Raw genomic sequence first — 26,105 nt, 5'->3', positions numbered from 1 at the left:
CACGCTACCGGCGGCCCCGACACTCCACTGACCCGACGAATGTAAGGTGCGCCTCCTTTCCTGTCGGAGGGGAGAGGCAGAATCGCGTTCGTGCTGGTGGCGGTGGTGTCCGACGAGCGGGGTGGGGGAGTGCTGTGCCCGCTGGACGCCGTCGGCCGGCCGGCTGGCCCGGCCGAGGCCGTCGTCGACCTGGTCGTCGGGGTTGCCGCGCGCGAGGCCGCCGAGCACCCGCGCTGGGTCTGGTCGACCGCCGCATCCGTCTACCCGGCGCTGCTGCGCGCCGGCGTCCGGGTCGACCGGTGCCACGACGTGGAGTTGACCGAGGCGTTGCTGCTCGGGCATGTCGGCCGCTGGGGCGAGCCCCGCTCGCTGGCCGCCGCCTGGGCCCGGTTGACCGGCGCCGCGGTGCCGCCCGACCCACCGCCGCGCGCCGCCGCGCCGCCCGGGCACGGCCAGGGTGCGCTCTTCGACACGCTGCCCGGTCCGCCGGGCCCGGGCATCGAGGCACTGACCCAGGTGTACGCGGACCAGCTCGCCCGCATCGCCGCCACCGAGCACCCGGGCCGGTTCCGGTTGCTGGTGGCCGCCGAGTCGGCCGGCGCGCTGATCGCGGTGGAGATGGGCGTCGCCGGGCTGCCCTGGCGTGGCGACGTGCACGACGAGATCCTCAATGAGCTGCTGGGTGAGGCGTCCCCGGTCGGCGGCCCGCCACGTCGACTCGCCGAGCTTGCCGCCCAGATCGCCGACGCGTTCGGCGTACGCCGGCTGCACGCCGACTCCCCGGCGGAGCTGTTGAAGGCGTTCGCCCGGGTCGGGGTGGAGCTACCCAACACCCGGGCCTGGGTGTTGCGCGGGGTGGACCATCCGGCGGTGCCGCTGGTCCTGGAATACAAGGAGCTCTACCGGATCTGGACGACGCACGCCTGGTCCTGGCGCGAGCAGTGGGTGCGCGACGGCCGGTTCCAGCCGGAGTACGTGCCGGGTGGGGTCGTCTCCGGCCGGTGGGCCACCCGGGGCGGTGGGGCCCTGCAGATCCCGAAGGTGATCCGGCGTGCGGTGGTGGCCGATCCGGGCTGGCGGCTGGTGGTCGCCGACGCCGGCCAGTTGGAGCCCCGGGTGCTGGCGGCGGTGTCCGGCGACGCGCGGCTGGCGGCGGCGGGCGGGGCCGGCGACCTCTACGCCGCCCTGGCCCGCGACTCGTTCGGCGGCGACCGGGCCAAGGCCAAGGTGGCCCTGCTCGGCGCGATGTACGGGCAGACCGGCGGGGCCGCGGTGCCCGCGTTGGCGGTGTTGAAGCGCAGCTACCCGACGGCGTTCAATTACGTCGAGGCGGCGGCGCGCACCGGCGAGGCGGGTGGGTTGGTGCGGTCGTGGCTGGGGCGGACGTGTCCGCCCGGCTCGGCCGGGTTCGGTGATCCCGACGACGCGCCTTCCGATCCGGATGGGGCGGCCGACCCGCACAGTCCGCGGGCTCGTGCCGCGCGGTCCCGGGGGCGCTTCACGCGTAACTTCGTCATTCAGGCCACGGCAGCGGAGTGGGCCTCCACGTTGCTGGCCACGCTGCGTACGGAGCTGTCCGGCACTGACGCCGAGCTGGTCTTCTTCCAGCACGACGAGGTGGTCGTGCACGCGCCCGCTGCTCAGGCGGCCGTGGTCGCGGAGGCCGTCACCCGTTGCGGCGAGCGGGCCTCCACGCTGCTCTTCGGTGCGACGCCGGTCCGGTTCCCGCTGGATCTGTCCATCGTCGACTGCTATGCCGACGCGGTCTGACCGGCGGTGTGCCCATACCGGGAGATGCCGGGCGTGTAACGGTTGCGCTATTTCTCCTTTTCGCCCCGCCACCCTCGGCCGGCCGTCCTCGTTGCAGTGTCCGTAGGAAGGGACGGATCGGTCACGGTCGGTCCCGTGCTGGAGGGGGCGCAGCTGAACCGGATCGCAGGAATGATCATCGCCGCGGGTGGGGGACGACGCATCGGCGGCCCCGAGGCCCTGTTGCACCGGGGGGAAAAGCCCCTGGTCAACCAGATGATCGACACGATGACCGAGGCGGGCTGCGAGCAGATCGTGGTCGTGCTGGGTGCCGCCGCTGATCAGGTCCGGGAGACCGCCGACCTCGGCGACGCTACCGTTGTGATCAACAAGGCGTGGGGCACCGGGGTCGGCTCGTCCATCCGGGCCGGCCTGGCCGCCATGGGCGACGAGGGGATCGAGGCGGTGGTGGTGGTCCCGGTCGACATGCCGGGCCTGACCGCCGCAGCGGTCCGCCGGGTGGCCGCGCTGCCGTACCCGGATGTGCTGGTCTGCGCCACCTACGACGGGCTGCGCGGCTACCCGATGCTCTTCGGTCGCCGGCACTGGCCCGGCATCGCCACACTGGCCAGCGCCGACGTGGGTGCCCGGCCGTACCTGTTGGCGCACAAGGACCAGATCGTCGACATCGCCTGCGACGCGGTGGCCGACGGCAGCCGGGTCGACACCCCGGAGCTGATGGAGCTCTACGGGCTAACCGTCCCGCCCCAACGGGTCGGGGTCTAAGGCGGGCCCGCGTCGATCATGGAGTTATGGTGCCCAATTTGGCACTCTAGCGGCTACTTTGTCGCCCACCACAACTCCATGACCGACGGGGCGGGGCACGGGGGTCGGGGGTCCGGGGGACCACCGTGACAACCGCGCGGCGGGTGCGCCTACTCCTGCGCCTGGTCCAGTTCGCCGGTGGCGGCGAGCCGCTGGTACCAGTGGGCGCTGTCCTTCCAGGTGCGTACCTGGGTGTCGTAGTCGACCCGGATGATCCCGAAGCGGCGGTCGTAGCCGTAGCCCCACTCGAAGTTGTCCAGCAGCGACCAGACGAAGTAACCACGGACGTCCGCGCCCTGCGCGCGGGCGTCGGCCATCGCGCCGATGTGCCGGCGCAGGTAGTCGATCCGCTGGTCGTCGTGGATCGCGCCGTCGGCCGACACCACGTCGTCGAACGCCGCACCGTTCTCGGTGATCATCATCGGCTGGCTCGGGTACGTGCGGTGCAGGCGCATCAGCAGCTCGGTCAGGGCCGGCGGGTCGATGTTCCAACCCATCGCCGTGTACGGGCCGGGCTGCGGCAGGAAGTCGACGTTGTCGGCGGCGACCCACGGTGTCGAGGTGGAGGCACCGTGCCCGTCGGCGTCGGAGCGGGCCGACACCCCGTCCCAGGCCTGGACCAGGGTGCTCGAGTAGTAGTTGACGCCGAGCACGTCCAGCGGCACCGCGATCTGCTTCTCGTCGCCCTCGCGGACGAACGACCAGTCGGTGACGGATGCGGTGTCGGCCAGCAGGTCGGCCGGGTACGCCCCGTCCAGCATCGGGCCCAGGAAAGCCCGGTTGGCCAACGCGTCGATCCGCCGTACCGCGTCCTGGTCCGCGTCCGAGTCGGACGCCCCCCGGATGACGTGCAGGTTCAGCGTGACCGACAGCTCGGCGGCCGGGGCCAGTTCCCGGACCACCCGGCCGGCCAGGCCGTGCGCGAGGTTGAGGTGGTGCACCGCGGCCAGCGCCGCCGCCGGCTCGGTCCGACCCGGCGCGTGCACACCGGAGGCGTAGCCCAGGTACGCCGAGCACCACGGCTCGTTGAGCGTCGTCCAGGTGTGCACCCGGTCGCCCAGCGCACCGACGATGCCCGCCGCGTACTCCTGGAAGCGCAGGGCGGTCTCCCGCACCGCCCAGCCGCCGGCGTCCTCCAACTCCTGCGGCAGGTCCCAGTGGTACATGGTGGCCACCGGGCGGACGCCCCGCTCCAGCAGCCCGTCCACCAGCCGGGAGTAGAAGTCGATGCCAGCCTGGTTGAACCGGCCCGAGCCGCCGGGCTGCACCCGCGGCCACGAGATGGAGAATCGGTACGCGCTGAGCCCGAGGTCAGCGATGTGCCCGAGGTCGTCGGCCCACCGGTGGTAGTGGTCGGCGGCCACGTCGCCGGTGTCGCCGTTCAGCGTCCGACCGGGCGTGTGGCTGTAGGTGTCCCAGATGGACGGCCCGCGCCCGTCTTCGGTGACCGCCCCCTCGATCTGGTACGAGGCCGTCGCCGATCCCCAGACGAAGCTCTCCGGGAAGTGGTGTTGCGTCATCGTTCAGTCCCCTGGATCTCGCAGATGTAGCCCGTCGAGGTGCCGGCGACCAGCTCGGCACTGGCCGTCCCACCCTCGTAGCGCACGTCGAACTCGGCGCCCGGCCCGTCCCCGGGTGACGGTACCCGTACCCGCGTCCGCTGCCCCTCGGCCGGTGCGTACAACCGCAGCCGCACATCGTCGGCCCACTCGTAGTCCGGTCGGTCGTCGCGAGAGCCGAACGGGATGACCGCGCCGGGTCGTGCCAGCACCGGCACGCTGTCGAACCCGTGCTTCTCGGTGACCCACGTCGGGCCGGTGACCTGCGCGCCGCTGATCAGGTGCGTCCAGGTGCCGGCGGGCACGTAGTAGGTGACGTCGCCGTCGGCGCTGAACACCGGAGCGACCAGCACGTCGGGGCCGAGCATGTACTGCCGGTCCAGGTGCGCCGCGGCCGGGTCGTCCGGGAACTCCACGATCATCGGCCGCATCATCGGCGTCCCGTCGCGCTGCGCCTCCTGCGCGGCGGCCGCCAGGTACGGCATCAGCCCGAGCTTGAGCTGGGTGAACTGCCGCAGCACGTCGACGGACTCCTCGTCGTACGCCCACGGCACCCGGTACGAGCCGGAACCGTGCAGCCGGGAGTGCGACGAGAGCAGCCCGAAGGCGATCCACCGCTTGAACACCGCCGGGTCGGGGGTGCCCTCGAAGCCGCCGATGTCGTGGCTCCAGTAGCCGAAGCCGGATGCGGCCAGGGACAACCCGCCGCGCAGGGACTCGGCCATCGCGACGAACGTCGACTCGCAGTCGCCACCCCAGTGCACCGGGAACTGCTGCCCGCCGGTGGTGGCCGAGCGGGCGAACAGCACCGCCTCGCCCTCCCCGCGTTCGGTTTCGAGCAGCTCGAAGACCGCCTTGTTGTAGAGGTAGGAGTAGTAGTTGTGCATCCGCTGCGGGTCCGAACCGTCGTGCCACACCACGTCGGTCGGAATCCGCTCACCGAAGTCGGTCTTGAAGCAGTCGACGCCCATGTCCAGCAGCGCCTTGAGCTTGCCGGTGAACCAACGGACCGCGTCCGGGTTGGTGAAGTCGACAAGCGCCATGCCGGCCTGCCACTTGTCCCACTGCCAGACCGAACCGTCGGGGTTGCGCACCAGGTAACCGGCCTCCCGGCCCTCCTCGAAGAGGTACGAGCGCTGCGCGATGTACGGGTTGATCCAGACGCACACCTTCAGGTCCCGCTCGTGGAGCCGGCGCAGCATCCCCTCGGGGTCGGGGAAGGTCTCCGGGTCCCAGACGAAGTCGACCCAGTGGAACTGGCGCATCCAGAAGCAGTCGAAGTGGAACACCGACAGCGGCAGCCCGCGCTCGGCCATCCCGTCGACGAACTCGGTCACGGTCTTCTCGTCGTACGAGGTGGTGAACGAGGTGGACAGCCACAGCCCGTACGACCAGGCGGGGATCCGGGCCGGCCGGCCGGTGAGGGCGGTGTAGCGGCGCAGCACCTCCTTCGGGGTGGGCCCGTCGATCACGTAGTAGGTGAGCGACTGCCCCTCGACGCTGAACTGGGTCTGCGTGACGACCTCGGAGCCGACCTCGAACGACACGTGCTCCGGGTGGTCCACGAACACCCCGTAGCCGGCGCTGCTGAGGTAGAACGGCACATTCTTGTACGCCTGCTCGCTGGCGGTGCCGCCGTCGGCGTTCCAGATGTCGACGGTCTGTCCGTTCTTGACGAACGGGCCGAAGCGTTCGCCCAACCCGTACACCGTCTCGCCGACGCCGAGGGCGAGCCGCTCGTGCACGTGCCGACGGCCCTCGGCGTCGGTGACGACGCCGACGCTGCGCGCGGTGGACGCCGTGACCAGCCGGTCGCCGTGCATGAATTCGACCCGCCACCCGTCGACGAGCGCGACCCGCGCGGTCAGCTCACCGGTGGTCAGCGTCGCGCTGATCCCGGTGATGTCGATGGTGACCGGGTGCGTCTCGTCGATGCTCAGCCCGAAGTGCGGCTCGCGGGGCAGCCCGCCGGTGTGGTGGGCGATGGTCACCCCGATGATGCCGGGGGCGGGGGAGAAGTACCGGGCGGTGACCAGGGGACGGTTGAGGGTGGCGCCGCGTCCGCTGATCTGACCGGTCGGCGCGAAGACGGTGAAGCCGCGCTCGTCCGGCTCGACCGACTCGACGGTGCCGGGGCGTAGGACGCTGACACCGGGGCGCATCTGCCAGTACCCGTCGGTGAACTTCACTTCTCGGCTCCTGCCGTGATGCCGCGCGCCAGAGTGCGCTGGAAGATGAGGAAGAAGAGGATGGCCGGCACCAGGCTGATCAGGGCCCCGGCGTTGGTGGTCGGAGCGTCCATCAGCCGGTCGCCCTGCAACGACGCGAGCGCCACCGGGATGGTCTGCGTCTGGTTGTCGATCAGCATGACCAGCGGGATGAGGAACTCGTTCCACGTCCAGATGAAGAAGAAGATGAGCAGCACCGCGAGGGTGGGCCGCAGGTTGGGGAAGACCACCCGCCACAGCACCGTCCACTTGCCGGCGCCGTCCAGCGCCGCGGCCTCGAGCAGCGAACGCGGGAACGTGCCCATCACCGAGGCGAGCAGGTAGGTGCCGAACGCGCTCTGGATCACGGTGAAGATGATGATCACCGAGAGCTGGGTGTTGTAGAGACCGACCTGCTTCGCGACGTAGTACAGCGGGTAGATCAGCGCCTCCTGCGGCAGCATGTTGGCCAGCAGGAAGAGACCGACGATCCAGAGCCGGCCGCGGACCCGGCCGATGCCCAGGGCGTACGCGTTGAGCAGTGACACGGCGACGCCGAGCACGGCCACGGAGCCGGCGATGAGCGCCGAGTTCCAGAGCTTGAGCGGGAAGTTGACCTCGGTCCAGTACGTCCGCAGACCCTTGGTGTAGAACTCCGTCGGCCAGCTCAGCGGGCCACCCGACGAGTAGTCCCCGGGCGACTTGAACGCATTGAGCAGCATGAACGCGAACGGCACCAGCATGGCGAGCGCGGCGAGCGTGACCACGGTGAGCACGACCCAGCGGCTGACGCCGCGGTGGTGCCGATCGCGTACGGGACGGCGTGGCGCCACCGGTGCGGTGCTCGGTGTGAGCGTGACGGCCATGTCAGAACCCCCGGTCCCGGCGCTCGCTGCGGGCCTGCATCCAGATGAAGACCACGGCCACCACAACGATGATCAGAGTCAGCACGGTGGAGATCGCGGAGCCGTAGCCGACCTGAAGCTTCTTGAAGAACGTGTAGTACGCGAAGTACGACGGCACGTTGGTGGCGTTCTCCGGGCCACCCCGGGTCAGGGCGAAGATCGGCCCGAAAACCTTCAGCGCGGCGATGGTGCAGGTCAGGGCCACCACGAAGGTTTCCGGCCGGATCTGCGGGAGGGTGATCGCGCGGAACCGGTGGACCCAGTTCGCGCCGTCGACCTCGGCCGCCTCGTACAACTCGGGGTCGACCCGCTGCAACGCCGCCATGAAGACGACCACCGGGTAGCCGATCTGCACCCAGATCATCACCGCCATCACGGCCGGCAGGGCAGTGCCCGGGTCGCCGAGCCAGTCGTGGCGCAGCGCGCCGAGACCGACCGCGTCGAGCAGGCTGTTGAACGCCCCGTCGGGGCGCAGGATCCAGCCCCAGACGATGCCGGCCACCACGACCGGCAGCACCTGCGGGAGGTAGAACGCGGCCCGCAGCGCGGCGGCGGTTCGGGGCTTGAACCGGCGACCGATGACGTCGAAGAGCACCGCGGCGAGCAGCAGCCCGAGCAGCGTGGGCACCACCACCATCGCGACGAGCATCCAGACGGTGTTGCGGAACGACGCCCAGAACACGTCGTCCTGCAGCAGGTGCTGGTAGTTGTCCAGGCCGACCCAGATGGGGTCGCCGATGCCGGACCACTTGGTCAGCGAGAGGTAGAGGGTGCCGACCAGCGGTGCGCCGATGACCAGGACGAAGAGCACCGCTCCGGGGAGCAGGTAGAGCCAGTACGCCGCGTTGCGGCCGCGACGTCGGCGGCTGGACGTCGGCGGGGTCGGGGTCGCCGCCGGCTGTGCGGTGGCGAGGGTCTCGGAGACTGCCATGGAAGATCCTTCCCGGCGGGGCGGGCGGGCACGCCGGTCGTGCCGGTCGCGCCCGCCGCTCGCCGTGTCACTTGCCGGTGATCTCCTTGACGCCTTCGGCGTACGGCTTGGCGATCGAGTCGAGGACCTGGTCGGGCGACTTGGAGCCGTTGATCAGGCCCTGGAATCCGGCGACCAGCACGTCGTAGTAGCCGGGGACCGGCCAGTCCGGGTAGAAGGCGAGCCCGTCCTGCTTGCTGACCGTGTTGAAGTCCTCGATCAGCTTGCGGTCCTTCGGGTCGCTGATCTTCGCCGGGTCACCGGCGACCGGGACACCACCGTTGTTGCCGATCAGGTCCTGGATCTCCGGACGCAGGGTGATGTCGATGAAGTCGTACGCCAGGCTCTTGGCCTTGCTGTTCTCCGGGACCACCCAGAGGTTGCCGGAGGAGCCGAGCTGCATGGTGTTGCCGGGGAAGAGGAAGGTGTCCCAGTTGGCCTTCATCTCGGTCTTGAACCGGCCGTACCACCAGCTGCCCGAGACGATCATCGGAACCTTGCCGCCGATGAACGCGGTGCCCATGTCCTCGGCCTTGAGGCTGGCCGAGTCCTTGGCGACGTAGCCCTTCTTCACCCAGTCGGCGAAGGTGTCCGCGCCGTACTTCAGCGGGTCGGCCTTGAAGTCCACCGGGCTCTTGTAGAGCTGGTAGTTGTCGACGAACTGCCGGTCGGCCTTGGCCAACGCCAGCTGGTAGAAGAGCTGGCCGGCCGGGTACTCGGCACCGGCCATGCCCAGCGGGGTGACGCCCTTGCCGACGAAGGTGTCCATCGCGGCGGTCATCTCGGCCAGCGTGGTCGGAACCTTGACGCCGTTCTGCTGGAAGAGGTCCTTGTTGTAGTAGACCGTCACGTACTCGCCGTAGTTTGGCACGCCGAACCACTTGCCCGAGCCCATCACGCCCTTGTCGCTGTAACGGGCGGTGGTCTGCAGGCTGGGGCTGAGCTTGCCGGCCCAGCCGCGCTTGTCGGCCTCGGCGCTCAGGTCGGCGAGCAGGCCCTGGGAGGAGAGCAGACCGGCGGTCGCGTTGCCCTTGTTGTACTCCATGATGTCCGGGCCCTCGGACGAGTTGATGATCATGCCGGCGTTCTGCTGGATCTGCTCGAACGCCTTGCGCTCGAAGCGCACCTCGACGCCCGGGTGCTCGGCCTTGAAGATCTCGATCGCCCGGTTCCAGCCGACCCCCATGGCACTGTTTTCGCTCTCGTAGTGCCAGAGCTTGAGGGTCTTGGCCCCGCTGTCGTCCCCACTGTCACCACCGCCGCAGGCGGCTACGGTGGTCGTCGCGGTCGCCGCCAGGGCGATCGCGGCGACGAGTCGGCGGAATCGCTGCATTGCTATCCTCCTCGTTGAGTATCTAGCCGGTACTTCGCTGTGCCCGTCGTCGCGTTGCAGCGCGGCGGCGGGCCGTTGTCGCTGGTCAGGCCCCGTCAGTCGACGATGGGCCGGAAATGACCAGTGTCGGCCGCCGCGGAACGGCGGTCGATCCCCGAATTTCCAACGCGCACGGCAGCAGTTGCTGGTGACGGTGGTCGCCGGGGGTATCCAGGTGGCGCACCAGCGCCTCGACCGCGATCCGACCGAGCGCTGAACCAGGTGACGTCATCGCGGTCAGCGCCGGGGTGGCCAGTTCGGCGACCTGCGGCGAGGTGACCATCGAGACGACGGAGACGTCGTCGGGCACCGACAACCCACGGCCGCTCAGCTCGCCGAGGATGCCGAAGATCGCGGATTCATTCATGGCCAGTACGGCGGTCAGCTCCGGGGCCTGCACGAAAGCGCTGGCCAGAGCAGCGCGCCCGCCGGCGGCGCTGTCCTCGGCCGCGATCATCAGCGGGTCCAGGCCGTGCCCGGTCATCGCCGCGGCAAAGGCATCACGGGTACGCAGCGCTGGCCCGTAACCGCTGGCCAGCGTGGCGGCCGAGTGGTTGACGTAGACGATCTGCCGGTGCCCGAGGCCGACCAGGTGCGCGACGGCCTCCCGTACGGTCTGGTCGAAGTCGATGTCCACGTAGGAGAGCGTGTTGGTGTCGCCGGTGCGGCCGATCAGCACCAGCGGCACGCCGGCCTCCTGGAGCACGGTGACCCGTTCGTCGGCCAGCTGCACCTCCATCAGCACGACGCCGTCGAGCATCCGTTGGCTGGCCAGCCGACGCAGGTCGTCGAGGTCGCCGCCGCCGACCGGCGAGAGCACCAGGTGGTAGCCGGCGGCGCTGGCCGCGGCGGCGGCACCGGTGACGAAGGCGGTTTCGGTGGCGCCGAGGCCGCGCTCGTCCATTGGCATCAGCAGGCCGAGGATGCGGCTGCGCCGGCTGGCCAGGCCACGGGCCATCGCGTTGGGCTGGTAGTCGAGCTCGGCCATCGCGGCGAGCACCCTGTCCCGGGTGGCCTGCGAGATCGGCCGGGTGCCGGTGAGCACGTACGAGACGGTGCTGACCGAGACCTGCGCGAGGCGAGCGACGTCGTGCATGGTGGCCACCGCGCACCTCCTCGGGCCTGGCGTGGGATCGCTCCCGCATGATCGTCGAAACGCTTCGACGAAGCGGTTCGACAAGACGCTAGGCCGCCTGTTACGGCGACGTCAATAGGCGATGTCGAAAAGAATTCGGAGCCGTCCGGTGCCGCACGGACCTGGCGTGCCGATCGTGCGCGACCGGTCCTGGACGGGGTGGCGGCCCGGGGGTGGCGGTGCCTCCTCTGCTGCCTTTGCGGGGAGGACCCTCGGTCGGCTCGCCGGACCGCGGGGAGCGGTCAGGACAGGTCGAACAGCCCGGCGGCGCTGTCCCAGCAGACCGCGCGCAGCCAGTCGTCGCCCAGGTCCAGCCGGGCCAACCCGGTCAGTTGGTCGGCGTACGGATACGGGATGTTCGGGAAGTCGCTGCCCAGCAGCACCTTGCCGGCCAGCCCCAACTCGCGCAGCCGGGGCAACTCGTCAGCGGGGAAGGGGACGAACTGGTCGAAGAACGGCGTGAATGCCATGGTGGTGTCCAACCGAACCCGCTCGTACGCCTCGGCGAGGTCCAGGAACGCCCGGTAGTCCGGGGCGCCGAGGTGGGCCACCACCGCGGTCAGCCGAGGGTGGCGGGCGAGGAGAGCGGCGAACGGGTCGGGCCCGGTGTGCGTGGTCCCCACCGGGGCGTGCCCGGCGTGCACCACCACCGGCACACCCGCGTCGGGCAGCATCCCCCAGACGTGGTCCAACGCCGGGTCGGTCGGCGCGAAGCCGCCGACCTGCACGTGCACCTTGAACAGTCGGGCACCGCCGGCCAGCGCCGCCTCGACGTACCCGGGGGCGTCGGGCTCGGGGAAGAAGGTGGCCGAGGCCAGGCAACCCGGGGTGGTCCGGGCGAAGTCCAGCGTCCAGCGGTTGAGCTGGGCCGCCATGCCGGGCCGGTGGGCGTACGCCAACGCGCTGAACGCCCGCACCCCGAGCCGGCGCAGGTGCGCGACCCGGTCGGCATCGCTCCACCGGTACCGGATCGGCCACTCGGTGCCGACCAACGGCCCCGCCGCGTCGAAGTACGCCCACACCCGACGCAGCAGTCGTGGCGGTAGGAAGTGCACGTGCACGTCCGCCAACCCGGGCAGCCCCAGCGCGTGCCAGAACGCCGGCACCTGAGCGTCCGCCGCCGGCGGTGACCCGAGCGCCGGATCGCTCATATGTCGATGTCGAACCGGCTCAGCACCGAGGGCGCGATCAGGCCGACGGTGGCGAGCGCCGAGACGACGGTCAGCGCGATGCGAACCCCCACCACCTCGGCCTTGCTGCCGACGCGCAGGGCGATGCTGTTCGGTAGGCCGACCATCATCCACATGCGCCGTTTGATCGGGATCGGCCAGAGGATCGGCACGCCGGCTCGGGTGACCATGTCGCCGAGGATGTGCACGAAGCAGCCCACCCCCAGGGCCGTGCCGATCAGCGGGTAGCCGCGCCCGCCCGGGAGGTTGACGAAGGTGAACCAGGCTGCCCCGGCCGACGCGAGGGTCACGATGACCCAGCCGGCCCGCTCCGCCCACCTGTCGAACAGCCCCCGCAGGGCCAGGCCGAACATGAAGAACAGGATGGTGATCACCGCCCACTTGCCGTACGCGGCGCAGAGCGCGGTGGTGCCCCAGCCGATCAGCACGGTGAACGGAAGCGTGTGCGTCAGCGTCCGGTGCCCGTTGTTGCGGCGCGGGTCCTTGCTGAGCTTCGTGGCGTAGTAGACGCCGAGCGAGATCTTCTCCATCACCTCGGCGGCGAAGAGTGAGAAGACCCCGAAGGTGCGAGCCACGGTGGCTCCACCCTGGTTGCGGGTCACCTTGCCCGACATGTCGAGGTCGGGAAAGAGCGCGCCACCGGCGCACACCGCGGTGCCCACCGCCAACGCGAGCGGCGACTGGTGGTAGTCGGCGAACTGGTCCAGCGCCCAGGACCCCGCCAGCCATACCGCCGCGCCGGACAGCGCATGCTGCGGTCCCATCATGTCGACTCACCCTCCCCAGGGATCTTGAGCGCCCAAAACTACGCCACTGTAGTCAGCGCCGGCGCCGCAGGGGCATCACCCGGAAGGTCTACATTGGACGACGTCACGGGGCGGGGGTGAAGCTCTGCCGGATCATCGGCAAGTATGCCGCGTTGACCTGCCAGTCGAACTCTTCTGTCAACCACGAGACGGTGTAGGCGCGCCCGGCCGAGGTGTTGGCCAGCAGCCGGAAGCTGTGCAGCAACTCGCCGCGAGCGTTCTGCCAGATGCACTCCCACACCGCGCCACCCTTGAAGATGTCCATCGCGGAGATGTCCACCTTGCGGTAGCCCGGTAGCGCCTCGCTCGCGGTCAGCCGAGCTTCCTCAGCCCTCCAGTACGCCACCGGGTCCGCGCGTGCCGGCCCCGCCTCGACGCTGAGCACCCGCGCCCCGCCGGGCTTGCGGAAGCAGACCACCGCGCCCTCGGTCCAGCGCGACCAGGCCACCGGTGCGGCGATCCGAAACCCCGTCGGGTCGTCGTGCCAGGTCCAACCTTCACGCAGTTGGTACCGCGCGTCGGCCGGCGGCGACACCGACGCGACCGGGGTCGCCGTCGGTGGCGGGGATGTCGCGCAGGCGAACGCGGCCGGGCGGGAGGTCGGCGCGCCGCCGCCGGAGCCGGACGGCGGTGTCCGCTCGTTGTCCCGGTTGACCAGCGCCAGCGTGACGCCTCCCGCGACGAGCAGGGCGGTGGCCGCACCACCCAGGGCGATCAGTCGCCGCAGCCTGGCGGGTCGCCTCGTCGGACGGCTGGTCGGCGTCGCCTGGTCACCGAGCGGGATCCCTGGGCTCACCGAATCGGCCCCGGTGGCACGGCCCGCACGCCGCACCGCCGCGACCGCAGAGGACCGGGCCGACCTGACGGGCTGGTCATCGTCGGCAGCGGCGCTTCTCAGCAGCGGCTCCGCCTCGATGGCGGTCAACCGCCGCCAGGGGTCGCGCTGCAACAGGCCGGTGAGGACGGGACCCAACGGACCGGCCCGACGCATCGGATCGGGTGGTTCGGTGGCCAGGGCACTGAGCGTCGCCATCGCGCTCGACCGCGCGTACGGCGACTGCCCCTCGACCGTCGCATAGAGCGTCGCGCCCAGCGACCACAGGTCGGTGCGCGGGTCCGACACCCCTTCGCGGGCCCGCTCGGGGGCGACGAACTGCGGTGAGCCGAGCACCGTGCCTGGCCCGGTCATCGCACCTTCGCCACCGTCGAAGGTGGCCAGGCCGAAGTCGGTGAGCACCACCCGTCCGTCGTCGGCCACCAGCACGTTGTGCGGCTTCACGTCACGGTGCAGCACCCCGGCGGTGTGCGCGGCCCGCAATGCGGCGAGCACCGCAAGCCCGATCCGGGCCGTGCGCTGCGGGCTCAGTGGCCCCTCGGCGCTGATGATCTGCTGCACGGACCGGGACGGCACGTACTCCATCACGATCCAAGGGCTCCCCCGGTCGTGCACCACGTCGTAGATGCGGACCACGTTGGGGTGATTGAGACGGGCAGCGGTGCGTGCCTCGCGCAGTGTCCGTAGTCGCAACTCCGCGCGCTCGGCCTCGGCCAGCCAGGACGGCGGCGCGACCTCCTTCACCGCTACGTCACGATGCAGCATCTCGTCGCGAGCAAGCCACACCCGGCCCATCCCGCCGGTGCCGACCAGGTCGAGCAGCCGGTACCGACCCGCGATCAGCAACTGCTGCACGGTCGCTCCCCCTTGGTCACCCCGGGTTACACGATAGCCACCGTGGCGGGTTTTCTCATCCGCTGAGCGGCCTCGATCCACCCCGGACCAGGGTCCGGATCATGACAATACGGTGCAGGTCAGCGGGGTGGTCGGAAACTATTTCGCACCGCCGTCCAGTCCGCGTCGGCCCGGGTCCAGTCCTCGTCGTCGGTGATCCAACCCAGCGTCCACCGGTTGGCTGCGGCGACCTGTTGCCGGGCGTGCAGCCAGACCCCGTACGGGGCCGTCCAGCGGCACTCCCACTCCGCTCCGCCGTCGTTGGCGGCGAGTCGGATCTCGTCGTACCCCGGCAGTGCCCCGGCGGTTGCCGCCGCGTCGCGGACCGTCCGCAGCCGGACCAGGGGATCGGCGGCGCCGCCCTCGGCGACGCTGAAGGTCCGGCCGGTCGCCGGGTCCTGGAAGCACGCCACCGCGCCGTCGCGGGAGTAGTACCACGTCGCCGGTAGCGAGACCCGGAAACCGGAGCTGTCGGCGTGCCAGACCCAGCCGGGCGGTGGCCGGAACCGTTCGCCCGGTGTCGGTGCACCGGCCCGCACCGGCGCACCGGAGACCTCCGGGCGGACACACGCGAACGGGGGCGGGGGGACGCCCCGCCCACCCGGCGGTGGTCTGGGCCGGTCGGGACCGGGACCGCCCGGACCGCCACCCTCGGGCGACGGGCCGTACGGCGGTGGTCCGGTGGGCGAGCCGACGGTGCCGGAGGGCTCGTCATCGGTGACGGCCAAGGCCGTGCCCACCCCGGCGGCGGCGGCCACCAGGAGCGCCACGACGACCAGCGCACCCCGACGTGCCCTACGCCGCCCATCGGGTCCGGTGCGCGCCGAGGCGGGAGAGGTCGAGGTCGAGTCACCCGCACCGGCGGCCGGACCCACATCGCCCGAGACGGTGGGTGGGGCGGGCTCGGGCAGCGGGATGGTGGGATCCCCATCGGCCCCGGTCGCTGCCGCTGTGAGCAACCGGCGGGCCGCGTCGTGGTCGAGGCGGTCGCGCGGGTCGCGGCGCAGCAGCCCGGCGAGCACCGGCGCGAGTGGCCCGGCGTGCGGGGCCGGGTCCGGTGGCCCGGCGGCCAGTGCGCTCAGGGTGGCCATCGCGGTGCTGCGGGCGTACGGGGAGCGGCCCTCCACCGCGGCGTGCAGGGTCGCCCCGAGCGACCACAGGTCGGCGGCCACCGTGGACGCCCCCTCGGCGGCGCGCTCGGGGGCGACGTACTGCGGGGAGCCGAGGACCATGCCGGGGCGGGTCATCGCGCCGTCGCCCCCATCAAAGGTGGCCAACCCGAAGTCGGTGAGCATCACCCGACCGTCGTCGGCCATGAGCACGTTCTGCGGCTTGATGTCTCGGTGCAGCACCCCGGCGGTGTGCGCGGCTTGCAGCGCGTCGAGCACGGCCAGGCCGATCCGGGCCGCGCGGGCCGGCGCCAGTGGCCCCTCGCCGTCCACCAGGTCCTGAAGGGTGCGCGACGGGACGTACTCCATCACGATCCACGGGCTGCCCTCGACCGGAATGACGTCGTAGAGCCGGACCACGGCGGGATGGTTGAGCCGGGCCGCCGCGCGTGCCTCCCGCAGCGTTCGCGAGCGCAGCTCATCCCGTTCGCGATCGGCCAGCCAGCTCGGTGGCACGATCTCCTTGACCGCCACCTCGCGATGCAGCATCTCGTCGCGGGCCCGCCAGACCCGACCCATGCCTCCGCGACCTACCAGGTCGAGCAGCTGGTACCGACCGGCGATCAGCACCTGTGCACGCTCCTCCCCAGCCGCTGTCCGGGCTACACCCTAACGAGCGGATCGGAACGTACCTATAGGTCGTCCTACTTACCTCAGCACGCGGCGTGGTCGGCGCGAGCCAGCAGGTTGCCCTCCGGGATGGCGATCCGGGTACGCCCGCCGGCCAGTCGGGCGGCGGCCCGACGGGCCTGTAGCGGGCCGTGCTCCCGACGGGCCGCGGCGTAGCTGGCGGCGGTGCGCGCCGCGATGGCGGCCCACCCGTAGCGCTGGCCGACCATCGTCCGGGCCCGGCGGGCCATCCGCCGGGCGGAGACCTCGTCGCCGAGCAGTTGGCCGACCGCGCCGGCGAGCGCGTCCGGGTCGCTGTGCGGGAACGTCACCCCGGTCACGCCGGACTCGACGATCTCGGCGAGGCCGCCGGTGCGGGCCACCGCCAGCGGTGCCCCGGCGGCCGCCGCCTCCAGCGCCACCATGCCGAACGGCTCGTAGAGGCTCGGCACCACGGTCGCGTCGGTGGCGCCGAGCATCGCCGGCAGCTGGGTGGAGTCGAGGAAGCCGGTGAACCGGACGGTCGAGCAGAGCGCCAGCCGTCGGGCCTGCGCCTCCAACTCGGCGCGGTACGGGCCGTCGCCGGCGATCACCACGCGCAGACCAGGGTGCCGCTCGCGCAACCGGGGCACCGCGTGCACCAGGTGCTGGACGCCCTTCTCGTAGACCAGCCGCCCGGCGTACCCGACCAACGGGCCGTCCCCGGCGAACCGTGCTCGGGCCGACGCGACCGCTCGCGGCCGGGCCCGCCAGGCCCGGTCGTCGACCCCGTTGGGCACCACGTCGACCTGTGCGGCCGGTACGTCGAACAGCGTGGTCACCTGCTCGCGCATGTAACCGGAACAGGTGATCACCCGGATGGAGGAGCCGCTGAGCCAGTGTTCGACGCCGTGGATGGTGCGGTTCATCTCCTCGGGCAGCCAGCCCTGGTGCCGCCCCGCCTCGGTGGCGTGCATGGTGGTGACCAGGGGCAGGTCCAGGTGCTCGGCCAGGGTGACGGCGGTGTGGGCGACGAGCCAGTCGTGGGCGTGGATGACGTCGTACGAGCCGGCTTCGGTGGCGCGCAGCGCGGTGCGGGTGAGGGTGTGGTTGAAGGCCATGGTCCAGGCCAGCAGGGAGTCGGTGGCGAGGGGGAAGGCGACGGGGTCTTCGGGGGCGCGCAGGATGCGGACGCCGTCGGCGTACTCCTCGAGGGGTGCGCCGTCGCTGTGGCGGGTGACGACGGTGACCTCGTGGCCGGCGGCGGCCAGCGCCACCGACAGCGCGTGGACGTGTCGGCCGAGGCCGCCGACGAGCACCGGCGGGTACTCCCAGGAGAGCATCAGCACCCGCAGTTGCCGGGCGGGGTAGATGTCGATCACGTGGGCATCGGGTGACATGCGGCCCCCTTTGAATTGTCCCCGGGCGCGCGCCGACCGACACCGGAGTCGATGTCGCCGTCGCGTCTGGATCGGGGCCAATCCTGCCGGGGTCGAGATAACCAGCGGCGACACCACCGTTGCGGTCGTGTAAAGCGCTACTGGCCCTTTCGACGCACCCGCAGCAACTCGGCCACCGACCACGCCTGGAACGGGCAGCCGGTCGCGGTGTGCGGTGCGAGGCCGTCGGCCGTCTCGCTCACCGAGCCTAACCCATATTCGGTCAGATGGGCCTCAATACCGACGAACGCGTCATCGACGGACATCTTTCCCCGCCGGAAGGCGTCCACGTACGGGCCGAGCAGCCACGGCCAGACCGTGCCCTGGTGGTAGCCCCCGTCCCGCTCGGCCGGGCCACCCCGGTGCCGGCCCACGAACTCCGGCGAATCCGAGGCGAGGCTGCGCGGCCCGAGCGGCGTGAGCAGCCCGCCCGCGATGCGGCGCAGCGTCGCCTCGTCCGGCTCCATCGGCGCGTACGGCAGCGACCAGGCCAGCAGTTGGTTGGGGCGCAGCGCGTCGTCGTCGTGCAGGGCGGCCCCACCCAGCGGGTACGCCGGCGCGGGCGCGTCCAGCACGTCGTGCAGCCAGCCGGTCGGCGCCGGGAACCGCTTCCGGAACGAGGCGGTGGCCTGCCCGTGCCGTCGCCACAGCTCGTCCGCGTCCTGCCCGGCAAGCTCGGTCAGCTCCGCGAGCCCGGCCAGCCCGTTGATCCACAACGCGTTGACCTCGACCGGCTTGCCGGTGCGCGGGGTGACCGGTACGCCGTACACCCGGGCGTCCATCCAGGTCAGCGCGGTGCCGGGGGCGCCCTGGGTGAGCAACCCGTCGGCCGGGTCGATGGAGATCCCGTACCGGGTGCCGGCCACGTGCGCGTCGATCACCGCACGCAGCGCGGGCAGCAACTCGTCGCCGAGGTCGGTGTCGCCGGTGACCGTGACGTGCCGGCTCACCGCGTGCAGGAACCACAGCGTGCCATCGACGGTGTTGTACTCCACCCGACCGGTGTCGGCCGTGTTGGCCAGCATCCCCTCGGACAGCGTCGCCGCGTACGCCCGCAGCAGCTCCCGCCCCTCGTCGGCGCGGCCCGTGCAGAGGAACAACCCCTCGTACGAGATCATCGTGTCCCGCGACCACGCCCCGAACCACGGGTATCCGGCCACCACGTCGACCGTCGTGCCGCCGGTACGCACCACGAACGCGTCCGCGGCCAGGGTGAGCGTCGCCTCGACCGGGTCCGCCGGTTTCGCCGCCGCCACCACCCGCCGGTTGCGTCGTCGGGCCGTCGCCACGATCACCGCGGCCGGTGGTGGTTCCTCGTCGAGTCGGCCGGCCCAGGCGCGCACCGACACCGTGTCGCCGGGGCGTTCCAGCTCGCCGACGAAGCGTCCCGCGTACCAGAGATCCTCGTCCGGGTGCAGACCCCGGTTGGCCTCCTCGCGGTGGTGCACGCCCAGCCACCACTGCCCCTCGGGCGTCCACCCCGGGCCGGCCAGCCGGTACGCGCCCTCGACCACCGCGCCGTCGGCCACCGGCTCGACCTGCGGGGTCGGGCCGTCGGCCCGCCGTTCGCCGTGCGCGTCGCGCCAGGTGCACGCGGCGGAGAGCTCCAGCCGGACGGGCCCGCCGGCGACCAGCCGGTGCACCACCGCCACGCAGGAACGGCCGGGCAGCATGGCCAACTCCCGTTCGATCACCACCGCGCCGATCCGCCACCGCCACCGGGGTAGCCCGTCGACCAGGTCGAAGCGCTCCAACAGCTCGAACCCGCGCGGGTCCACGTCGCCGGAGGACCACTCGTGAGCGCCGAGCCGCACCCGCGCGCCGGACGGCAGGGTGACCGCCGGATCGAGACTGACCAGTCCCACTTGACGGGACGCCGGGGTTTCGCCGGGGACCACCAACAAGCCGTGGTAGCGGCGCGTCCGCAGCCCGCCGACAGTGCCCATGGCATATCCGCCGAGGCCGTCGGGAACCAGCCACTCCCGGCTTGCCGCGCTGGTCAGATCGGCGCAGACCTGCGGGCCGAAATGAATGTCGATCAACTTTCCTCCACCGGCGGCGGGGTGTAACACGCCACGACGAGAATGGCCGCTGTGGTCAAGTACCGCGGCGACGTCAAAGATGTGCACGTGATCACTGACCGATCGTCCTCCGACGCCTCGCCACCCGACGCTGAGCGGCTCCGGCTCGCCCAGGCCGACTCGGGGGAGCAGGACTGGCGCGCATGGGGTCCCTATCTGTCCGAACGGGCGTGGGGGACGGTACGGGAGGACTACAGCGAGCACGGTACGGCCTGGGACTACTTCCCGCACGACCATGCGCGGTCCAGAGCCTACCGGTGGAATGAAGACGGGATGGCCGGCGTCTGCGACGAACGACAGACCTTCGCCTTCGCTCTCGCGCTGTGGAACGGCAAGGACCCGATCCTCAAGGAGCGGATGTTCGGCCTCGGCGGCGACAGCGGCAACCACGGCGAGGATGTCAAGGAGTACTGGTGGTACGAGGACTCCACGCCCACCCACTCCTGGATGCGCTGGCGCTACCACTACCCGCAGGCCGCCTTCCCGTACGACGAACTCGTCGCGGTCAACGCGTTGCGCGGCCGTGACGACACCGAGTACGAGTTGGTGGATACCGGGATCTTCGACGACGACCGGTACTGGGCGGTGACCGTCGACTACGCCAAGGCGTCCCCGACCGACATCTGCATGGTGGTGACCGTCGCCAACCGGGGCGACCGGGCGGCGACCCTGCACGTGCTGCCCACCCTGTGGTTCCGTAACACCTGGTCCTGGGGCCTGCCCGGCGGCGACCGGATTCCCCGGCTGACCGGCCAGGGCACCCGGCTCGTCGGCGAGCACCGGGTGCTCGGCCAACTGCTGCTGGAGGGCGACGGTGGCCCGGTGCCGCTGCTCTGTGACAACGACACCAACGCCGAACGGCTCTGGGGCCTGCCCGGCCGGTCGCCGTACCCGAAGGACGGCATCAACGACCACGTGGTCGACGGCGCGGCCACGGTCAACCCCGCGCGGGAGGGCACCAAGGGCGCGCTGCACTACGTGCTCGACGTGCCGGCCGGCGGGCAGCGTCAGATCCGGCTGCGGCTGACCCGCACCGCGTCGCCCCCGGCCGCCGCGCCGCCGCCTCCGGCCGACCTCAGCGGCGGCTTCGAGGCCGTGGTGTGGGCGCGGCGGGCCGAGGCGAACCGGTTCTTCGCCGGGGTGATCCCACCGGCCGCCACCCCCGACGAGGCGCTGGTGGCACGGCAGGCCATCGCCGGGCTGATGTGGGGCAAACAGTTCTACCACTTCGACGTCAAGCGCTGGCTCGAAGGCGACCCGGGCTCGACGCCGCCGCCGGCCGGGCGCCGGCACGGGCGCAACAGCGCCTGGTGGCACATGACCAGCTTCGACGTGATCTCCATGCCCGACCCCTGGGAATACCCCTGGTACGCGGCCTGGGACCTGGCCTTCCACTGCGTGAGCATCGCCCGGGTCGACCCGGGCTTCGCCAAGGAGCAACTGCTGCTCCTGCTCCGCGAGTGGTACCTGCACCCCAACGGGCAGATCCCGGCGTACGAGTGGGCGTTCGGTGACGTGAACCCGCCGGTGCACGCGTGGGCGGCGCTGAAGGTGTTCGAGATCGACGGCGGCCGGGACTACGAGTTCCTGGCCCGGGTGATGCACAAGCTGCTGCTCAACTTCACCTGGTGGGTCAACCGCAAGGACACCGGCGGCAACAACGTCTTCGAGGGCGGCTTCCTCGGGCTGGACAACGTCGGGCCGTTCGACCGCTCGGCGGCGCTGCCGGTGGCTGGTGTGCTGGAGCAGTCCGACGGCACCGGCTGGATGGCGATGTACGCGCTGAACCTGCTGGACATGGCGATCGTGCTCGCCGAACATGACCGCACCTGGGTGGACACCGCCACCAAGTTCTTCGAGCACTTCGCCTACATCGCCGCCGCCGCGTACGAGCAGGGGTTGTGGGACGACGAGGACGCCTTCTTCTACGACGTGCTGCGCCTCGCCGACGGCACGAAGGTGCCGCTGAAGGTCCGTTCCGTCGTCGGGCTGCTGCCGTTGGCCGCCACCACCCGGCTCACCGCGAAGACCCTGCACCGCCTACCGGAGTTGGGCGCGCGGTTGCGCTGGTTCCTCACCAACCGCCCGGAGTACGCCCAGGTGATCGGCACCCGCAGGCTGGGCCCCGACGGTCGGCAGCAGCGGCTGCTGTCGATGGTCGGCCCGGAGCAGGTGGTCCGACTGCTCGCCCGGATGTTGGACCCCGACGAGTTCCTCTCCGAGTACGGCCTTCGTACGCTGTCCCGCGCGCACCTGGACAAGCCGTTCTCCGTTGCCCTCGGCGGGCAGGAGTTCTCCGTCGGCTACGAGCCGGCCGAGTCGACCAGCGGGCTGTTCGGGGGCAACTCGAACTGGCGCGGTCCGATCTGGATGCCGACGAACTTCCTGCTGATCAGCGCGCTGCGTGACTACGCGGCGTTCTTCGGCGACGACCTCCAGGTGGAGTACCCGACCCGCTCCGGGGTGAAGCACACCCTGGACGAGATCGCCGACGACCTCTCCGCCCGGCTGATCTCGCTCTTCACCCAGGACGACTGGGGTCGACGGCCGATCTACGGCGCCGCTCAGATGTTCCAGACCCACCCGGACTGGCGGGACCTGATCGCCTTCCCCGAGTACTTCCACGGCGACAACGGGGCCGGCCTGGGCGCCTGGCACCAGACCGGCTGGACAGCCCTGGTAGCCGACCTGATCCTCACGCTGCGCCGCTGACCGCCGCCGCGCGCGCCCGCCGGTCTCGCCCGCGCGCCCCCGGCTCGGCATGATCGCGCTCGATCCGGAGGCAGCTGTCGTGATCTCGATTCGGTCTTTGGCGGGTGACGAATTGAGCCGACGCGTTGACCTGGCTGGTTTCCTCCGCTTCGCTCTGCCTGGGCGGCAGCGCCCGGAACGGGGGCACTGCGATGGAATCTCCTTTGGCGCCAACAGATCCGGTGCCGCCTCGGGCGAGGCGGCGGTGGCGATCGGTGACTGTGGCGGGCGTGGCGATGGTCGTGTTGGTGGCGGCGGGCGTGGTCGCGTGGCGCGTCACGACCGCGCAGCGGACGGACCCGCTGCGGCCCGCCGCCGACGGGATCGGGGTGTTGTTCACCGATCTGCCGGCTCAACTCCGGCGGCCGGCTCAGGTGGCGGACCTGCCGACCGATCGGGCGGTGGGACAGGGCGTGCTGATCTACCACGCGAAGGTCGACGCCAGCAGCTACGACCCGACCGACCGTACGTTCGACCAGAACGACGTCTACCTGGTGACCCGGTCAGGTGGGCACTTCCGCCTCGGGCGCACCCCGGAAGTTACCGGCCCGTTGAACCTGTCGCTGTCACCTGATGGGCGCTGGCTGGGTGCCAAGCGCGACGGTCGATGGCGGGTACGGGATCTGTCCGGCACGACGGAGCACGAGGTCGCGGACGGATACGAACTGTGGCGCTGGTCCACCGATGCCCGCTCGTTGCTGCTGTTCACGTCGGAGGCGGAGGGGCGGGTCTTCGCGACCATGGCACTACCCGGCGGCGACGTACGCCTGCTCAACGTGCGTACGTCTCCGGTCGGCATCGAGGTGGCGTTCATCGCCGGCCGGGAACTGGCGGTGTTCGACGCGAATCCGTTGGTGGATCCATCCGCGACCCAGCAGGCGAAGATCAACCTGAAGGACGTGCTCACGGGTGCGTCCCGGACGCTGCCAGTGGTTGGACCTGGCCAGCTGAGGCCGGGTGAGGCATTCGGCCCGATCTTCGTACCGTGGCACGCGGGCGGGAGCCCGCCGACCATCTGGATGGAGGTCGGCCGACCCGACCTGGTGCCCACCGACAGCCCGGAAGGCCCGCTGGTGGTGCCTTCCGTGGCGCTGCTGGGCGTCGACGTGACGTCGGGCGCTCCCACTGCCAGGATCGAGATGCCCTCCACCGATGCGGATGGCCGGCAGCGCTGTCTGGGCGTGGTGGACGACGGCGTTGTCCTGCAGCGTTGGACCGCGAGCAGCACCGAGCTGGTCGTCGTGGACCCGCGGAGCGGCACCCGTCGCGTCGTGACGACGTTCCCCGAGACGGTGACCGTTCTCGTTCCCGGCGCGTTGGTGTAGCTCCGTCCGCGCGCGGCGCGCACTCGTCCGCCGCCGCAGGGCCCCAGAGTCGTGGCGCGCAAGATCGGCGGGGCAGCACGAGAGAACGTGCAGTTCATTCACTATCATCGACCCCTATGGGGGAGTCGGTTGAGCCAGTAGGCGAGGTGGTCGTCCTCGCGCAGTCTCGGGCCTGGCCCGCTATTGCGATACCGGGCGCGGTCGCACTGATCATTGGCGGGTTGCTCTTCGACCTGGTCAGCTGGACTGCGGTGGTGCTTGGCGCGGCTGCGATCATCTTGGCGCTCACACGCTGGCGAAACGCGGTGTTCGCTGACGACACGGGGCTGCTCGTACGCGATCGTCAGGGCTTGCGGCGCTCGTACGCCTGGAATGAGATCGAGCGCATGGGCTGGCTGGACGCGGGGATGTGGGGGAGCACCCTGACGGTCTACCCCCGAGGGGGACCCTACGACGTCCCGGGACCCGACGCATCGATCAACGTGGCACGCATTTGGCCTCTACGGCGTCGACGTTCTGCCGACCCGATGCCCGCGCTGCTCGAGATCCACGGCATCAGAAAACTATCTGACCACTGAGGCTCAGGAATGGGTTCCAGGCACGCTTGAACCATGGTCGGTCGTCGCCGAACGCCGCCTCACCAGCCGTCATCAGCCACAGGCCTACCCACGCCCACTGCCAGCCGCGTGGCCGGGAGAACGCCTCGGGCGGGTCGGACAGGGCACCGGACACGGCGACTGCGGCGCCGACGACGACGAGCAAAGGTGCGCCGATGCGCGAGATGGCCTCCCACAGGGTCACTCGCCGATCATGGCGCCCGGTCGGGTCAACCGGTGAAGGGCTCGGGTCCGAGTCGGCCCCAGGCCACGACGGCGGCCAGAGCGAGGTAGGCCAGGTTCAGCACGATGAACTTCGCCTCGCCGTGGCGGAGGTGGGTGATTATCGCGCCGACCATCAGCAGGACCCAACAGATGGCGGTCACCGGCACCAGCACCGGTGCGATGTCGAGCACGGCGGGCAGGATCAGGCCGACCGCCGCCAGGAGTTCGAGGACTCCGAGGGTCTTGACGAAGCCGACGCTGGCGTCCGCGGTCCATCCTCCGCCGGTGGCTCCGGCCAGTTTCTCCTTGGGTACGAACGTCTTGGTGATGCCGCCGGCCAGGGCCACTGCGGCCAACAGTCCGGCCGCGATCCACAGAGCCAGGTTCATGGAATTCCTCCGCATCGGGTTGAACAGGAGACACCGCTGGCCGGTTTGCTGTGACAGGTCGGCGGGTGATGCGGCGCACGGGCGCCGGGCGTCCCCAAAAGTGCGGGACCGGTGTCCTGTGGGCGACGCGGTCGAGATCGGCGAGACTGGAGCCACGCGTGGTCGGCACATCCCGGACCCTAGGAGGGCAGTCATGAGTGGGAACGGCCGCCTGGACCCCGCTGTCGACGCATTCGTCACCCACCGAAACCTGCTCTTCACCGTCGCCTACGAGATGCTCGGCTCGGCCGCCGACGCCGAGGACGTCCTCCAGGAGACCTGGCTGCGGTGGGCGGACGCGGATCTCGCGACAGTTCGGGATTCGCGCGCGTACCTGGTCCGGATCACCACCCGCCAGTCGCTCAACCGGCTGCGGGCGGTCGGCCGGCGCAAGGAGTCCTACGTCGGCTCCTGGTTGCCCGAGCCGTTGCTGACCACACCGGACGTCGCCGACGACGTCGAGCTCGCCGAGAGTGTCTCGATGGCGATGCTGCTGGTGCTCGAGACGCTCGCGTCAACCGAGCGGGCGGTGTTCGTACTGCGTGAGGTCTTTGATCTGGCCTACGACGAGATCGCCGAAGCAGTCGACAAGAGTCCAGCGGCGGTCCGTCAGATCGCCCACCGGGCGCGCGCACACGTCGCCGCGCGTCGGCCCCGCGGGACGGTTTCTCCGGCCGACACCCGACTCGCGCTCGCGGCGTTCCAGCGGGCGGTCGAGACCGGCGACGTACAGGGTCTGCTCGACGTCCTCGCGCCGGATGTCGTGCTCCTCGGCGATGGTGGCGGGATCAAACAGGCGCTGCTGCGGCCCGTCGTGGGGGCCGGCAAGGTGGCCCGCCTCCTGGCCAGCAGGAAGGTCAGGGCCGCTGCCATGTCGCTGCAGCCAGCCCAGGTCAACGGCTACCCGGCGCTGGTGCTCCAGCTCGACGGCGAGATCGACACGGTCGTGGCGCTACGCATCGACGACGGCCGCATCACGGGGCTCTACGCCGTGCGTAATCCCGAGAAGTTGTCGCACATGCAGCGTGAGACGGCCCTGCGCCGTTGAGGTCGCAG

At 71.0% G+C, this 26,105-nt stretch carries 20 protein-coding genes; 6 read left to right on the top strand and 14 right to left on the bottom strand.

Annotation, left to right across the window (positions count from 1 at the left end):
- The first annotated feature begins 60 nt into the window (after nt 1-60).
- Both PCA76_RS22480 and PCA76_RS22475 read left to right on the top strand, forming a co-directional pair.
- Nucleotides 61-1,770 carry a bifunctional 3'-5' exonuclease/DNA polymerase gene (locus PCA76_RS22480; RefSeq protein ID WP_272619522.1) on the top strand — a complete coding sequence of 570 codons (1,710 nt, stop codon included), beginning with the start codon at nt 61-63 and terminating at the stop codon, nt 1,768-1,770.
- A 171-nt stretch (nt 1,771-1,941) separates the two neighbouring features.
- Nucleotides 1,942-2,535 carry a nucleotidyltransferase family protein gene (locus tag PCA76_RS22475; protein ID WP_272619520.1) on the top strand — a complete coding sequence of 198 codons (594 nt, stop codon included), beginning with the start codon at nt 1,942-1,944 and terminating at the stop codon, nt 2,533-2,535.
- 149 nt (nt 2,536-2,684) lie between these two features.
- On the opposite strand, the gene PCA76_RS22470 is transcribed toward PCA76_RS22475, so the two are convergent.
- From PCA76_RS22470 to PCA76_RS22415, 12 genes are all read right to left on the bottom strand, one after another.
- Complete coding sequence (locus PCA76_RS22470; protein WP_272612461.1) at nt 2,685-4,094, bottom strand: GH1 family beta-glucosidase; 1,410 nt, start codon at nt 4,092-4,094, stop codon at nt 2,685-2,687.
- Entirely contained in the window at nt 4,091-6,322 is a 2,232-nt protein-coding gene (gene yicI / locus PCA76_RS22465; protein ID WP_272612460.1) for an alpha-xylosidase, read from the bottom strand. The genes PCA76_RS22470 and yicI overlap by 4 nt, the downstream gene beginning before the upstream one ends.
- Nucleotides 6,319-7,206, bottom strand: coding sequence for a carbohydrate ABC transporter permease (locus tag PCA76_RS22460; protein ID WP_272612459.1), 888 nt, complete (start codon nt 7,204-7,206; stop codon nt 6,319-6,321). Before PCA76_RS22460 ends, yicI begins: the two co-directional genes overlap by 4 nt.
- A gap of 1 nt (nt 7,207) precedes the next feature.
- A complete protein-coding gene (locus PCA76_RS22455) occupies nt 7,208-8,176 on the bottom strand; it encodes a carbohydrate ABC transporter permease (RefSeq protein ID WP_272612458.1) in 969 nt (322 codons plus the stop codon).
- Between the two features lie 67 nt (nt 8,177-8,243).
- On the bottom strand, nt 8,244-9,548 hold the full coding sequence (locus PCA76_RS22450) for an ABC transporter substrate-binding protein (RefSeq protein ID WP_272612457.1): 1,305 nt from the start codon (nt 9,546-9,548) through the stop codon (nt 8,244-8,246).
- A gap of 85 nt (nt 9,549-9,633) precedes the next feature.
- On the bottom strand, nt 9,634-10,683 hold the full coding sequence (locus PCA76_RS22445) for a LacI family DNA-binding transcriptional regulator (protein WP_272619518.1): 1,050 nt from the start codon (nt 10,681-10,683) through the stop codon (nt 9,634-9,636).
- A gap of 281 nt (nt 10,684-10,964) precedes the next feature.
- Nucleotides 10,965-11,873, bottom strand: a complete 909-nt coding sequence (locus PCA76_RS22440) for an amidohydrolase family protein (RefSeq protein ID WP_272612456.1) — start codon at nt 11,871-11,873, stop codon at nt 10,965-10,967.
- Nucleotides 11,870-12,679 carry a metal-dependent hydrolase gene (locus tag PCA76_RS22435; RefSeq protein ID WP_272612455.1) on the bottom strand — a complete coding sequence of 270 codons (810 nt, stop codon included), beginning with the start codon at nt 12,677-12,679 and terminating at the stop codon, nt 11,870-11,872. Before PCA76_RS22435 ends, PCA76_RS22440 begins: the two co-directional genes overlap by 4 nt.
- A 103-nt stretch (nt 12,680-12,782) precedes the next feature.
- Nucleotides 12,783-14,348, bottom strand: coding sequence for a protein kinase domain-containing protein (locus PCA76_RS22430; RefSeq protein ID WP_442930276.1), 1,566 nt, complete (start codon nt 14,346-14,348; stop codon nt 12,783-12,785).
- 179 nt (nt 14,349-14,527) lie between these two features.
- Nucleotides 14,528-16,186, bottom strand: coding sequence for a serine/threonine-protein kinase (locus PCA76_RS22425; protein ID WP_272612453.1), 1,659 nt, complete (start codon nt 16,184-16,186; stop codon nt 14,528-14,530).
- A gap of 83 nt (nt 16,187-16,269) precedes the next feature.
- On the bottom strand, nt 16,270-17,604 hold the full coding sequence (locus tag PCA76_RS22420; protein ID WP_272612452.1) for a glycosyltransferase family 4 protein: 1,335 nt from the start codon (nt 17,602-17,604) through the stop codon (nt 16,270-16,272).
- 137 nt (nt 17,605-17,741) lie between these two features.
- Nucleotides 17,742-19,685 carry an amylo-alpha-1,6-glucosidase gene (locus PCA76_RS22415; RefSeq protein WP_272612451.1) on the bottom strand — a complete coding sequence of 648 codons (1,944 nt, stop codon included), beginning with the start codon at nt 19,683-19,685 and terminating at the stop codon, nt 17,742-17,744.
- A 42-nt stretch (nt 19,686-19,727) separates the two neighbouring features.
- On the opposite strand from PCA76_RS22415, the gene PCA76_RS22410 reads away from it, so the two are divergent.
- From PCA76_RS22410 to PCA76_RS22400, 3 genes are all read left to right on the top strand, one after another.
- Nucleotides 19,728-22,436, top strand: a complete 2,709-nt coding sequence (locus tag PCA76_RS22410; protein WP_272612450.1) for an MGH1-like glycoside hydrolase domain-containing protein — start codon at nt 19,728-19,730, stop codon at nt 22,434-22,436.
- 254 nt (nt 22,437-22,690) lie between these two features.
- Nucleotides 22,691-23,800, top strand: a complete 1,110-nt coding sequence (locus PCA76_RS22405) for a TolB family protein (protein WP_272612449.1) — start codon at nt 22,691-22,693, stop codon at nt 23,798-23,800.
- A 116-nt stretch (nt 23,801-23,916) separates the two neighbouring features.
- Nucleotides 23,917-24,378 (top strand): hypothetical protein, encoded by a 462-nt coding sequence (locus tag PCA76_RS22400; RefSeq protein WP_272612448.1) that lies wholly within the window; start codon nt 23,917-23,919, stop codon nt 24,376-24,378.
- Here PCA76_RS22400 and PCA76_RS22395 read toward each other — a convergent pair.
- Complete coding sequence (locus tag PCA76_RS22395; protein WP_272612447.1) at nt 24,356-24,601, bottom strand: hypothetical protein; 246 nt, start codon at nt 24,599-24,601, stop codon at nt 24,356-24,358. The genes PCA76_RS22400 and PCA76_RS22395 overlap by 23 nt on opposite strands.
- A gap of 25 nt (nt 24,602-24,626) precedes the next feature.
- Nucleotides 24,627-25,010, bottom strand: coding sequence for a DoxX family protein (locus PCA76_RS22390; RefSeq protein WP_272612446.1), 384 nt, complete (start codon nt 25,008-25,010; stop codon nt 24,627-24,629).
- A gap of 193 nt (nt 25,011-25,203) precedes the next feature.
- Between PCA76_RS22390 and PCA76_RS22385 the strand changes: the two genes are divergently transcribed.
- A complete protein-coding gene (locus PCA76_RS22385) occupies nt 25,204-26,097 on the top strand; it encodes an RNA polymerase sigma-70 factor (RefSeq protein ID WP_272612445.1) in 894 nt (297 codons plus the stop codon).
- The last annotated feature ends 8 nt before the right edge of the window (nt 26,098-26,105 follow it).

The organism is Micromonospora sp. LH3U1, from assembly GCF_028475105.1.
In the GTDB taxonomy this organism is placed as follows: domain Bacteria; phylum Actinomycetota; class Actinomycetes; order Mycobacteriales; family Micromonosporaceae; genus Micromonospora.
Note: the sequence above shows the minus strand (reverse complement) of the source record. Positions and strands in the feature narration are given on the sequence as shown.

Bases quoted from the DNA above. Each gene is read 5' to 3' on its own strand.
- PCA76_RS22475 (WP_272619520.1), top strand. From the start codon at position 1,942: ATGATCATCGCCGCGGGTGGGGGACGACGCATCGGCGGCCCCGAGGCC.
- PCA76_RS22470 (WP_272612461.1), bottom strand. From the start codon at position 4,094: ATGACGCAACACCACTTCCCGGAGAGCTTCGTCTGGGGATCGGCGACG.
- PCA76_RS22460 (WP_272612459.1), bottom strand. From the start codon at position 7,206: ATGGCCGTCACGCTCACACCGAGCACCGCACCGGTGGCGCCACGCCGT.
- PCA76_RS22455 (WP_272612458.1), bottom strand. From the start codon at position 8,176: ATGGCAGTCTCCGAGACCCTCGCCACCGCACAGCCGGCGGCGACCCCG.
- PCA76_RS22450 (WP_272612457.1), bottom strand. From the start codon at position 9,548: ATGCAGCGATTCCGCCGACTCGTCGCCGCGATCGCCCTGGCGGCGACC.
- PCA76_RS22445 (WP_272619518.1), bottom strand. From the start codon at position 10,683: ATGCACGACGTCGCTCGCCTCGCGCAGGTCTCGGTCAGCACCGTCTCG.
- PCA76_RS22440 (WP_272612456.1), bottom strand. From the start codon at position 11,873: ATGAGCGATCCGGCGCTCGGGTCACCGCCGGCGGCGGACGCTCAGGTG.
- PCA76_RS22435 (WP_272612455.1), bottom strand. From the start codon at position 12,679: ATGATGGGACCGCAGCATGCGCTGTCCGGCGCGGCGGTATGGCTGGCG.
- PCA76_RS22430 (WP_442930276.1), bottom strand. From the start codon at position 14,348: ATGGGCCGGGTGTGGCTTGCTCGCGACGAGATGCTGCATCGTGACGTA.
- PCA76_RS22420 (WP_272612452.1), bottom strand. From the start codon at position 17,604: ATGTCACCCGATGCCCACGTGATCGACATCTACCCCGCCCGGCAACTG.
- PCA76_RS22410 (WP_272612450.1), top strand. From the start codon at position 19,728: ATGGCCGCTGTGGTCAAGTACCGCGGCGACGTCAAAGATGTGCACGTG.
- PCA76_RS22400 (WP_272612448.1), top strand. From the start codon at position 23,917: ATGGGGGAGTCGGTTGAGCCAGTAGGCGAGGTGGTCGTCCTCGCGCAG.
- PCA76_RS22390 (WP_272612446.1), bottom strand. From the start codon at position 25,010: ATGAACCTGGCTCTGTGGATCGCGGCCGGACTGTTGGCCGCAGTGGCC.
- PCA76_RS22385 (WP_272612445.1), top strand. From the start codon at position 25,204: ATGAGTGGGAACGGCCGCCTGGACCCCGCTGTCGACGCATTCGTCACC.